The sequence below is a fragment of the Streptomyces sp. NPDC085931 genome, assembly GCF_044540565.1.
GTDB lineage: Bacteria > Actinomycetota > Actinomycetes > Streptomycetales > Streptomycetaceae > Streptomyces.
Genome location: NZ_JBITSK010000020.1, coordinates 113,171 through 124,173, shown reverse-complemented (window position 1 = coordinate 124,173; position 11,003 = coordinate 113,171). Strand labels below are relative to the sequence as shown.

At 75.6% G+C, this 11,003-nt stretch carries 7 protein-coding genes, 2 tRNA genes and 1 pseudogene; 7 read left to right on the top strand and 3 right to left on the bottom strand.

Going from position 1 to position 11,003, the window contains the following annotated elements:
- Positions 1 to 84, top strand: a pseudogene (locus tag ACIGAN_RS32595) (transposase); the annotation flags it as partial.
- A 7-nt stretch (positions 85 to 91) separates the two neighbouring features.
- On the opposite strand, the gene ACIGAN_RS32590 reads toward ACIGAN_RS32595, so the two are convergent.
- Together ACIGAN_RS32590 and ACIGAN_RS32585 are read right to left on the bottom strand one after the other, a co-directional pair.
- Positions 92 to 5,056, bottom strand: a complete 4,965-nt coding sequence (locus tag ACIGAN_RS32590; protein ID WP_399862933.1) for a PAS domain-containing protein — start codon at positions 5,054 to 5,056, stop codon at positions 92 to 94.
- 324 nt (positions 5,057 to 5,380) lie between these two features.
- Positions 5,381 to 5,893 (bottom strand): SSI family serine proteinase inhibitor, encoded by a 513-nt coding sequence (locus tag ACIGAN_RS32585; RefSeq protein WP_365744865.1) that lies wholly within the window; start codon positions 5,891 to 5,893, stop codon positions 5,381 to 5,383.
- A 246-nt stretch (positions 5,894 to 6,139) separates the two neighbouring features.
- On the opposite strand from ACIGAN_RS32585, the gene ACIGAN_RS32580 reads away from it, so the two are divergent.
- Both ACIGAN_RS32580 and ACIGAN_RS32575 read left to right on the top strand, forming a co-directional pair.
- Positions 6,140 to 6,233, top strand: a tRNA-Ser gene (locus tag ACIGAN_RS32580).
- A gap of 171 nt (positions 6,234 to 6,404) precedes the next feature.
- Positions 6,405 to 6,477, top strand: a tRNA-Arg gene (locus ACIGAN_RS32575).
- A gap of 48 nt (positions 6,478 to 6,525) precedes the next feature.
- Here the strand turns inward: ACIGAN_RS32575 and ACIGAN_RS32570 are convergent.
- Positions 6,526 to 7,002 (bottom strand): MarR family winged helix-turn-helix transcriptional regulator, encoded by a 477-nt coding sequence (locus ACIGAN_RS32570; RefSeq protein ID WP_399862930.1) that lies wholly within the window; start codon positions 7,000 to 7,002, stop codon positions 6,526 to 6,528.
- A 107-nt stretch (positions 7,003 to 7,109) separates the two neighbouring features.
- Between ACIGAN_RS32570 and ACIGAN_RS32565 the strand changes: the two genes are divergently transcribed.
- The 4 genes from ACIGAN_RS32565 (at position 7,110) to ACIGAN_RS32550 (ending at position 10,996) form a co-directional block, all read left to right on the top strand.
- On the top strand, positions 7,110 to 7,511 hold the full coding sequence (locus ACIGAN_RS32565) for an HGxxPAAW family protein (protein ID WP_399862928.1): 402 nt from the start codon (positions 7,110 to 7,112) through the stop codon (positions 7,509 to 7,511).
- A gap of 138 nt (positions 7,512 to 7,649) precedes the next feature.
- A complete protein-coding gene (locus ACIGAN_RS32560; protein WP_399862926.1) occupies positions 7,650 to 8,522 on the top strand; it encodes a DUF2797 domain-containing protein in 873 nt (290 codons plus the stop codon).
- Positions 8,523 to 8,675: 153 nt separating this feature from the next.
- A complete protein-coding gene (locus ACIGAN_RS32555) occupies positions 8,676 to 9,416 on the top strand; it encodes a response regulator transcription factor (protein ID WP_365091891.1) in 741 nt (246 codons plus the stop codon).
- Positions 9,413 to 10,996, top strand: coding sequence for a sensor histidine kinase (locus ACIGAN_RS32550; protein ID WP_399862924.1), 1,584 nt, complete (start codon positions 9,413 to 9,415; stop codon positions 10,994 to 10,996). The genes ACIGAN_RS32555 and ACIGAN_RS32550 overlap by 4 nt, the downstream gene beginning before the upstream one ends.
- The last annotated feature ends 7 nt before the right edge of the window (positions 10,997 to 11,003 follow it).

The following is an 11,003-nucleotide window of genomic DNA, read 5'->3' as shown; positions in this document are numbered from 1 at the left end:
ATTCGCCGCTACATCATCTGGCGAAACCGTCACGCCGCCGATCAACGACTACGAGCCGTGGTCGACAGGGCGAACGTTGCCTGATGCGGCACTAGTTGGTGCCGATCCTGCTGAGCAGTTCGACGATCCGGGACTGCACCTCGCCGCTGGTGGACCGCTCGGCGAGGAAGAGCACCGTTTCTCCCGACGCCAGCCGCGGCAGGTCGGCCTGGTCGACGGCGGCCGTGTAGACGACGAGCGGGGTGCGGTTGAGCTGCCCGTTCGCCCGCAGCCAGTCGATGATCCCGGCGGATCCGGCCTGCCGCCGGTGCACCTGCATCAGGTCCATCACGACCAGGTTGGGCCGGAACTGCCCGGCCAGCGCCACCGCGTCCGCGTCACTGGCGGCCCGCGCGACCTGCATCCCGCGCCGCTCCAGCGTCGCCGTCAGCGCGAGCGCGATCTCCGCGTGCTCCTCGACGAGCAGGACGCGTGGCGGGTGCTGCTCGCTGTCCCGGGGCGCCAGCGCCTTCAGCAGCACCGCGGGGTCCGCGCCGTACGCCGCGTCCCGCGAGGCCTGCCCGAGCCCGGCCGTGACCAGCACCGGCACCTCGGCGGCCACGGCGGCCTGGCGCAGCGACTGCAGCGCCGTCCGCGTGATCGGGCCGGTCAGCGGGTCGACGAACAGCGCGGCGGGGAAGGCGGCGATCTGCGCGTCGACCTCCTCGCGCGAGTGCACGATCACCGGCCGGTAGCCGCGGTCGCTGAGCGCCTGCTGCGTGCTGACGTCCGGCGCCGGCCACACCAGCAGCCGCCGCGGGTTGTCCAGCGGCTCCGGCGGCAACTCGTCGTCCATCGGCTGCGGCCGCGGCGGATCGGCCACCTCGACGGCACCGCCCGGACCGTCCAGCGGCTCGGGGCCCTCGGCGGCGTTCTCGTCCGGGGCGCCTATGGCGTACGAGCGTCCGCCGCCCTGGGTCATCTGCCCCGGCCGCGGCTGGCCGGCGAGGGACGGCTGCGCCGGAACGGGCGCGGAGACCTGGGCGGGCACCTGCGCCGGCGCGGGCACCGGCTCGGCCGCCGGATGCGGCCGGGCGCCCTGCTCGGGGCGGAGTGCCTGCTCGGGGCGGGGCGCCGCTTCGGGACGCGCCGCCTGTTCGGTACGGGCGGCCGGGTCGGGCGGCGTGCCCAGCTTGCGGCGGCGGCCGGATCCGCCCGGCTGGTGCGGGGGAGGCGTCGCCGTCGGCTGCTGGACCTGCGCCGCCTGCCGGTTGAACGGCACGCCCTGGCCCAGGGTCCGCACGCTGATCGCCCGCCCCTGCGTCGAGTGGGGATCGGCGGACGCCCCGGCCTCGGCGGGCAGCGGCTGCGCCGCCCGCGGCATGCCCTCCGGGGGTAGCGGAGTGCCCGGCGCGGGAGTACCGCGCGGCGCGGCGGCCTGCGGCACGGCGACACCGGCTCCCGAGGTGTCGTCGGCGGCGGGCCAGGGCTGCGACGCGGGGGCGGGGGCCGGACCGGCGGTGTTCGGGCCTGCCGCGGCTTCGGCGGGCAGCGGCTGCCCGGCGGAGACCTGCGGCTTCGGAGCGAGGCCGCCCTGCTGCGGCAGCGGCTGCGCACCCGGCCCGTCCTGCCCGGGAAGAACGGCCTGCACACTCCCCCCGAGCCCACCCTGAGCGGGCACGGACACGACCTGAGGCTGCACCCCGACACCCTGCGGGGGTACGGCGGAGCCTTGCGGGGACACGGGGACGCCGGGCGGGGGCGCACCGCCACCCTGCGGCGGTACGGCGACGCCCTGCGGGGGTACGGCAGCGCCTTGCGGCGGTACGGCGCCGCCCTGCGGGGACCCGGGGACACCCTGCGGGGGCACCGAGGCACCCTGCGGCGGTACGGCGACGCCCTGTCCCGGTGCGGCCACGCCCGGTGCCGGCGCGGGGATGCCCTGGGGCGGGACCGCCCCCTGCGGCTGAGGGACGTCGGCCTGCGGGCCGCTGCCCTGAGGAACACCGGTCTGCGGGACGCCGCCCTGCGGCGCAACGGCGTGGCCCGGCGCAACGGCCTGGCCAGGTCCCGCCGCGGCCAGGCCCTGCGGGGGAACGGCCGCGCCCGGTGCCGCCTGCCCGGCCGGCACCCCGGCCTGCGCGGGCGCCCCCTCCCCCGCCAGGGCCTGCGCGGCGCCAACCGCGCCGGGAGGCGCCTGAGCAGCGGCGGCGTTCCCCTGCGCGACAGCCCTCTGATCGGCCCCCGCCGGCATGGCCCCGGGCAAGGCGCCCACCACCGCCGACCCCACCGGCTGCCCACTGCCCGGCGCACCCGGCGCGACCGGCACCCCCGCACCGGGCACACCGGGCGCACCGGGCGCCTGCGCAGGGGCCGCTTGGGCCACCCCGGCCGCCTCGGCCGGCTGCGGAGCGACCGCACGTCGCCGACGCCCGGTGGGCGCACTCGTGGGATGCGGCTGCGGAGGTGTGTGATCGGCGGACTGGTCGTGCGGCACGGCGTCATGCCGGCTGCCCGGGTCACCAGCCGGGTCGCCGGCGGCTCCCGCTCCAGCCGCACCGGCGGGCCCGGCGGCACCGGGCGAACCCACCGTGCCCGGCGGCACCGTCACCGCCTGCGGACCGGCCGAGGGCGCCTGGTCGGACTCGGCGGGCGGCAGGGCGAACACCGGACGCGGTCCGGCCGCCTGCTGCGCGGCGGCCGCCCTCTCGTTCGCGGCGGCCAGTGCCCGCCGCCGGCGCCCGGTCGGCTGCTGAGCGTGCCCCTGGGCCGCCTCGTCCGGGCCGCCGGAGGCGTCACCGGAGGAGGCCGCGGGCAGGGCCGGCGGCAGCGCGTGCTGCTCACCCGGCTCCCGCCGGGCCCGCCGCCCGGACGGCGGCGCGGGCACACCCTGCGGCGGAACGGTCCCGCCCAGGCCCGTACCCGAGGCCGCGGTCCCGGCCGCGTGCTCGGCGGCCGTGACCACGGCTCCCTCGGCGACACCCTGGACGGCGCTGCCGACGCCCCCGGCTGCACCGGGGGCACCCGCGATCGCACCCGCGACGGCATGCGGGCCGGCGCCCGCACCGGCGTCCTCGGCCGGCCGGCCGCGCCGCCGCCCGGTACCGCCCGGCGCGGCGCCCTCACCGGACGCCTGCGCGGGAAGGGCGGCCGGTTCCCCGGCGGCCCGCCGCCTGCGCCGCCCGGTCGGCGCGCCCCCTTCGGCACCCCCGGCATCGGTCCCGGCATCGGCCCCGGCCCCGTCATCCTCGGCCCCGGCAGCAGCACCGGCCCCGTCACCCTCGGCCGCCGGAACGTCCGCGTCCAGGAACGCGTCGGTCGAGCTTCGCCGAGCCCGGCGCCGCCCTCCCCCGGAGGTCTGCTCCTCCGGAGCGGCGGCTGCGCCCTCGTCCGCCGGCTGCCCGGCGACGGCCCCGGCCCCGCCCCCGAGCGGCACCTCCAGGACGTACGCGCTGCCGCTCATCCCCGGCACCTCGTGCGTCTGCAGCACGCCGCCGTGGGCCCGGACGATCCCGCGCACGATGGGCTCGTGCACGCTGTCGCCCCCGGCGTACGGCCCGCGCACCTCGATGCGGACGACCTCACCGCGCTGCGCCGCCGCCACCACGACCGTGTTGTCCAGGTAACCGCCCGCCGACACGGGCGTGTTGCCGGTCGCGTCGACCCCGGCCACGTCGGCGACCAGATGCGCCAGGGCGGTGGCGAGCAGCCGGGGGTCGACCTCGGCCTCGATGGGCGGCGCGTGCACCGCGAACTGCACCCGCCCGGGCCCGATGAGCTCGACGGCCCCGTCCACACCGGCGGCGACGACCGCGTCCAGCATCACCTTGGTGCGGGCGACGTTCTCGCTGCCGGCGTCGAGCCGCTGGTAGCCGAGGACGTTGTCGATCAGGGTCGTGATGCGCGAGTAGCCGGCCGAGAGGTGGTGCAGCACCTGGTTGGCCTCGGGCCACAGCTGCCCGGCGTCGTCGGCGGCGAGCGCGGCCAGTTCGCGGCGCAGCTCCTCCAGCGGCCCGCGCAGGGAGCGCCCCAGCAGGGTCAGCAGCTGCTCGTGCCGGGCGGCGAGCGCCTCGAAGCGGTCCTTCTCCCGCTCCCCGAGGGCGGCGTAGCGCTCCTCGTTCGCGGCGAGTTCCTCGGCGTGCCGCTCGCGCAGCTCCTCCATCTCGGCGACGTGCTGCTGGCGCAGGGCGGTCAGCTCGGAGGCGTGCTCCTCGGAGAGCCGCTCCAGCTCCTCGGCGTGGGCCTTCTCGGCCGCCTCCTTCTCCTCGACGACGGCGTCGTAGGGCCGCCGGTCGGTGAAGGTCATGACGGCGCCCACGAGCTGGTCGCCGTCGCGCACGGGCGCGGTCGTCAGGTCGGCCGGCACCTTCGAGCCGTCCTTGGCGTACAGCACCTGCCCGCGCACCCGGTGCTTGCGCCCGGAGCGCAGGGTGTCGGCCAGCGGCGACTCGTCGTAGGGGAAGGGGGAGCCGTCGGGGCGGGAGTGCAGTACGAGCGTGTGCAGCTCGCGTCCGCCGAGGTCGCTGGCCCGGTAGCCCAGTATCTGGGCGGCGGCCGGGTTGACGAGGACGATCCGCCCGTCGGTGTCGGTCCCGACGACGCCCTCGGACGCGGCCCGCAGGATCATCTCGGTCTGCCGCTGCGAGCGCGCCAGCTCGGCCTCGGTGTCGACGGTCCCGGACAGATCGCGTACGACGAGCATGAGCAGCTCGTCGCCGGTGTAGCCGTAACTGTCGTAGGCCTGCTGCCCGTTCTCCAGATTCGCACTGGTGACCTCGACGGGGAATTCCGTCCCGTCGGTCCTGCGCGCGACCATCCGGGTGGGCTTGGTGCGGGCCCGCGGGTCGAGGTGTTCGGGCCGCCGCATGGAGCCCGGGATGAGCTTGGAGTCGAACTGCGGCAGCAGGTCCAGCAGCCCCCGCCCCACCAGGGCGGTGCCCGGGGTCTCGAAGGCCTCCAGGGCGATCGTGTTGGCGTTGACGACCGTTCCGTTGGCATTGACCAGCACCAACGCGTCCGGCAGGGCGTCCAGTATGGCTGCGAGGCGAGCAGCGCCTCGGGATGGCCTGCTGCTCACGAGACGCTTCCTCCCTGTTACCGCACCTTGCCGACCGCTCGGGCCATCTTGCCAACCGTCCCGGGCCGTGTCACGCGAGGGAGTCTAAGGGCTGCGGTTGCGCTCGCGACGCCGGATGAGAGGGAGGTCGCACCAGGAAGTGACCCCGAACTGACGACCGGGTAAGCGGAAACGCCCGCCCTCCTGCGACGACGTCGCGGGACCTTCGCGGGACCTTTACGGGAGCGGCGTTTCTGTATCTTTCGGCCGAGCCGCCCGGAGACGGCGGAATCAGGGCGGAGTGTGGCGCGAACGGGCCGGCGCCGGCCCGCCTCCCGCCCGGCGTCAGCCCTTCCCTGCGGCTCCTTCCGCCTTCATGTCCGGCAGCAGCGGCACGAGCCGGTCCCAGCGGGCGATCCCGCAGCCGTCGCGGCGGTCGTAGGTCGCGTCGACGGGGCGTCCGGCCCAGGTGCCGGTGACGTGCGCGGTGGCCGGTCCGCCGTACTGCATGGTGCAGAAGCCGCCTTCCGGGGCGGGGGCGAAGAGGTCCTGCCCCCAGCGCGTGTCCCGCCGCAGCGTGGCGCAGGCTCCGCGCGGGTCGGGGTGGCTGCCGCCGGCGGGGTCGCAGTACAGCTCGTACGTCCCGTCGGTCCCGCCGCCCGCGTCGCGCACGGTGACGGTGAGGTGGTCGCGGTCCGGTCCGCCGGCGGGTGACGGCAGGGCGGCGGCGTCGGCCCGGGCGTACGCGGGGGAGGGGACGGCCGCGAACGACCCGACGGCGGCGACGGAGGCGGCGGCGCCGACGAAGAGGCGGCGCAGGGCGGGGCGGGCGGTGGCCCGGGCAGTGGCACGCAACATGCCCTGCCTAACGCGGCACGCCCCCGGACGTTGCGCGCGCCCCCGCGCACGCCCCCCGTCCGGCTCTCCGTCCAGCTCTCCGTCCAGCCCTCCGTCCAGCCCTCCGTGACGGTCCGGCCGCGGGCTCCGGCAAGGCCTTTGCCCTGCGCCCTTCCCGCCTAGTACCGTGGGGGTCGATTGGTGACACCGCGCTCGACTGTGTCATCATCGGCACGCACCGACCCGCGCTCACGCGGGTGGATGTGTGGAGGCGTCGCCTAGTCCGGTCTATGGCGCCGCACTGCTAATGCGGTTTGGGCCTTAAAGCCCATCGAGGGTTCAAATCCCTCCGCCTCCGCCACGATCACGAAGCCCCGGTCAGCCGACCGGGGCTTCGCCGTTCCATAGGGCATTTCCGCAGGTCACAAGCGGTATGGCTAACGGATTTCACATGGCGGCGGCAGTCATGTAATGTTCTTCCTGTCGCCGCGAGCGAGCCGGAAGGCCCGAGAGCGGCGATAAAACAGAACAAGCACTCGTAGCTTAACGGATAGAGCATCTGACTACGGATCAGAAGGTTGCAGGTTCGAATCCTGCCGAGTGCACAGCAGACCAGAGGCCCTGTGGAGCGATCCACAGGGCCTCTGGCTTTCTCAGTCGGTGCGGCGGTGCTCCGCCAGGTAGTCCGCCGCCAGGGTGCTCGCGCGGTTGAACCAGTCGGTGAGGACCGCGATCTCGGCCGGGGAGTAGTCCGCGAAGAGTTCCATGAGGCGGGCGTAGTACGGCTCGTAGACCTCGCGGACGCGGGCGACCGCCTCGGGCCGGGCCGCCACGCGGATCCGGCGGCGGTCGTCGGGGTCGGGGCGGCGGGTGATGTAGCCGGCGCGCTCCAGGCGGTTGAGGATGCCGGTGACCGCGCCCGTGGTGACGTGGACGCGGGCGGCCAGGTCCCCGGCGGTGGGGAGGTTCTCCCCGGCCTGGATGACATAGGCGAAGCATGTGAGGTCGGTCACGCTCAGTCCCACCTGCTGGGCGATCTCGTGCTGTCCGACCAGGTGGGTCGCGATGAGGTGGTCCATCGCCGACAGCGCCTGCTCCGGCGTGACGGCCGGGCGCGGCTTGGCTTGCATTCCCATTTCCCTTAGTTCGTGAGATGTTTGGGTGGTAAACGTCTTAGTAAGTAAGGGGTCCGGTCCGGGGTGTCTCCCCGTCGACCCCGTGGCTGATGGGGAAGCACGTGAGCGCACATCAGTATGACCACGGGCACACCGTCGCGGGCTGGGTCGGCTTCGGCATCGCGAGCGTCGGTGCCGGCGTCGTCGGAGCGGGGGTCTGCACGGTCTCGGGCCCGTTGATCGCCGGAGGCGTCGCCATCGGTGTCGTGAGCCTGTTCGTCACCTGGGCGCTCCATCTCTCCGGGTGGGGCAAGAGGCCCGGGGCGCGGCCCCGGCCGGAGTGGGACTGGCGGGTGCGGGACACGGCGGCGCCGGGCGGGCACGCGGACTGCCTGGGGTGCCGCCTGGCCGGCCGGGGCGGCCGCGGCTCACGGCCCGGGCGCACGCCGCGGCTCTCCATGCCCGCACAGCGAGAGGGAGAGCGGGAACCGGCGGCGGTCCTGGAAGCGGACTCCGCCCGCTGACGTGATCCGGCCCCCGGGCCGCCGGGCCCAAGCCCTGGTCAGCGGCCCCCCTTGTCAGCGGCCCCCCTTGTAAGTAACCCCCTTGCCAGGGCCGCCTGTCAGTGCCCCTGTCAGTGGCCCCCCTTACGCTCGTCAGCGATGGCACACGCATGGAAGTGCTCGGGGCTGCGGTGGTCCGTGGAAGGGCCCGAGCTGGTGTGGGACGGGGGCCGGCGCAGTGCGCTGGCCCGAGGGAGACGCGTGGCCTTCGGGGTCGTGGAGGGCGGCGCGCGGACATGTGCGGGAGCCCGGGGGCACGCCTGCCCCGCCGGGGCGGTCGTACCGGCGCGGAGCACGGGGGCGCGATGCGAGCAGTGCGCGCGGCTGGACCGGGCGCACTCCGTGGCGGCGGACACCCTCGCCGACGACCCGCGGCCCTACCACGTGTACCTGGCGTGGTTCGGGCCCGGCATGCTCAAGGTCGGGATCACGGCCGTGGAGCGGGGCCCGGCCCGGCTCCTGGAGCAGGGAGCCGTCTGCTTCAGCTGGCTGGGAGCCGGACCGCTCATGGCCGCGCGGCGTACGGAGGAGCTGCTGCGGGCCGCGCTGCGGGTCCCCGACCGGATTCCCTACGCGCAGAAGCGGGCGGTGCGCGCCGCACTGCCGGAGGCGGCGGCGGACCGGGCCGGTGAGGTCGCCGCGCTGCACGCCCGGGCCGTCGCGCTCACCGGCTGGCCGGAGTCGCTGCAGCGCAGGCCGCTGGACGTCGTCGATCACGTCGGTGTGTTCGGGCTCGCGGGCGTCCCCGCCGCCGTGGGGGAGGTGAGCGAGCTGGTCGCAGGGGGTGTGGTCGGCGGGGAGCTGGTCGCCGCCGCCGGGCCCGATCTGCACCTGGCGACCGGGGACGGTGTCGTCGTGCTCGACACGCGGCTGATGACCGGCTGGGAGCTGGTGCCCGCCCCGGCCGGCGGACTGACGGTTCCCGTACGGGAGTTCAGGGCCGCGGCCGGGGTGCAGGACGGGCTGTTCTGACCGTGCGGGGCCGCCGCGGCGGGCCGGTCCGCTCGCGGCGATCGCGGGCCGGTCCGTCCTCCCGGGCGTTCCCTGAGAGATGCTTGTGGGTTTCTCAGACAAATCACAGGTGGGGGAAAGGGCGCTCTCAGAGGGCCCCGACACCGTGTTCACATGACCACGACCTCGCCCCACGGGCGCACCGAACTGCTGAGGCCGGACGGGAGCCCCGTCCGCGTGCTGGTGGTCGACGACGAGATGTCGATCACCGAGCTGCTGTCCATGGCCCTGCGCTACGAGGGATGGCAGATCCGGAGTGCCGGGGACGGCACGGGCGCGCTCCGGGCCGCGCGCGACTTCCGGCCCGACGCCGTCGTCCTGGACATGATGCTGCCGGACATGGACGGGCTGGCCGTGCTCGGGCGGCTGCGCCGCGACCTGCCGGACGTGCCCGTGCTGTTCCTGACCGCCAAGGACGCCGTCGAGGACCGGATCGCCGGGCTCACCGCCGGCGGGGACGACTACGTCACCAAGCCGTTCAGCCTGGAGGAGGTCGTCGCCCGGCTGCGCGGGCTGATCCGCCGCTCGGGCGCCGCCGACCGCCGGTCCGACTCCACGCTGGTCGTCGGCGACCTCACCCTGGACGAGGACAGCCACGAGGTCACCCGGGCCGGGGAGAGCATCCACCTGACCGCGACCGAGTTCGAGCTGCTGCGGTTCCTCATGCGCAACCCGCGGCGGGTGCTCAGCAAGGCGCAGATCCTCGACCGGGTGTGGAGCTACGACTTCGGGGGCCAGGCCAACGTCGTCGAGCTCTACATCTCCTACCTGCGGCGGAAGATCGACGCCGGGCGGGAGCCGATGATCCACACGCGGCGCGGTGCCGGTTACCTGATCAAGCCCGCCGCGTCATGAGCGGACGGCGCCGGCCGCGTGAGCGGCGGCGGACCGCGGGGGGACGGGCGGGCCCGCCGCGCACGCTGCGCACCCGGCTCGTCGTCACGTCCGTGGCGCTGATCGCCGTGGTGTGCGCGGTGATCGGGACCGTGACGACGCTGGCGCTGCGCTCGCATCTGTACGAGCAGCTGAACGAGCAGGTCGACGACGCCGGCAAGCGCCTGTCGGGGCCCGTGAAACCCGGCGGCGGGAAGGCCGACGCCGCGACGGACCGGATCACCGGCTTCCTCGGCGGGCCCGCGCAGCCCCGGACCGTCGCCGCCGAGGTCGGCGCCGACGGCACGATCGTCCGCGGGGCCGTGGTCCGGGAGGCGGCCGGCCCCTACCAGCGGAACTCGACCGTGAACCTCACCGCCGAGCAGCGGGCCGCCCTGGCGCAGGTCCCCACGCGGGGCACGCACACCGTCGACCTCCCCGGCCTGGGCGAGTACCGCGCCCAGTACGTCGTCGACGCCGAGGGGCAGGCCTCCTACGTGGCCCTGCCCACCGCGTCGGTCACCGCCACCATCCACACCCTCGTCCTCGTCGAGGTGAGCGTCACCGGCGCCGGGCTGGTCGCCGCCGCCATCGCCGGATCCGTCCTCATCGGCGTCGCCATCCGGCCCCTGCGCCGGGTCGCCGCCACCGCCACCCGGGTCTCCGAACTCCCCCTGCACACCGGCGAGGTCAACCTCAGCGAGCGCGTCCCCGACTCCGAGACCGACCCCCACACCGAGGTCGGGCAGGTCGGCGCCGCGCTCAACCGGATGCTCGACCACGTCCACGGGGCGCTGCACGCCCGCCAGCGCAGCGAGATGCGGGTCAGGCAGTTCGTCGCCGACGCCAGCCACGAACTGCGCACCCCCCTGGCCTCCATCCGCGGCTACGCCGAACTCACCCGGCGGGGCCGCGAACAGGTCGGCCCCGACACCCGGCACGCCCTCGGCCGGATCGAGTCCGAGGCCGGGCGCATGACCCTGCTCGTCGAGGACCTGCTGCTGCTCGCCCGGCTCGACGCGGGGCGGCCGCTGCGGTTCGAGCGGACCGACCTCGTCCCGCTGGTCGTCGACACCGTCAGCGACGCCCGCGCCGCCGGCCAGGATCACCTGTGGCGGCTCGACCTGCCCGACGAGCCCGCGCTCGTGGCGGCGGACGCGGCCCGGCTCCAGCAGGTCCTGGTCAACCTGCTCGGCAACGCCCGCACCCACACCCCGCCCGGCACCACCGTCACCGCCCGCGTCCAGCGGCGCGGGCCCTGGCTGTGCGTGGACGTGGAGGACGACGGGCCGGGCATCCCGGGCGCGTTGCTGCCGCACGTCTTCGAGCGGTTCGCGCGCGGCGACTCCGCGCGCTCCCGGGCCACCGGCTCCACCGGCCTCGGACTCGCCATCGTGCAGGCCGTGGCGACCGCGCACGGCGGCGCCGTGACCGTCGACAGCGTGCCCGGGCGGACCGTGTTCACCGTGCGCCTGCCGGCGCCGGCGCAGCCGGGCCCGGACCGGCCGCGGCACTCACAGGCACGCCACAGCGTCACCACACGGGCACGACAGGGCGCCTGACGACAGT

What these genes read in the sequence shown, in the direction of transcription:
- ACIGAN_RS32560 (WP_399862926.1), top strand. Translation starts at nt 7,650, where the DNA reads ATGGCACACGCATGGAAGTGCTCGGGGCTGCGGTGGTCCGTGGAAGGG.
- ACIGAN_RS32570 (WP_399862930.1), bottom strand. Translation starts at nt 7,002, where the DNA reads ATGCAAGCCAAGCCGCGCCCGGCCGTCACGCCGGAGCAGGCGCTGTCG.
- ACIGAN_RS32550 (WP_399862924.1), top strand. Translation starts at nt 9,413, where the DNA reads ATGAGCGGACGGCGCCGGCCGCGTGAGCGGCGGCGGACCGCGGGGGGA.
- ACIGAN_RS32555 (WP_365091891.1), top strand. Translation starts at nt 8,676, where the DNA reads ATGACCACGACCTCGCCCCACGGGCGCACCGAACTGCTGAGGCCGGAC.
- ACIGAN_RS32585 (WP_365744865.1), bottom strand. Translation starts at nt 5,893, where the DNA reads ATGTTGCGTGCCACTGCCCGGGCCACCGCCCGCCCCGCCCTGCGCCGC.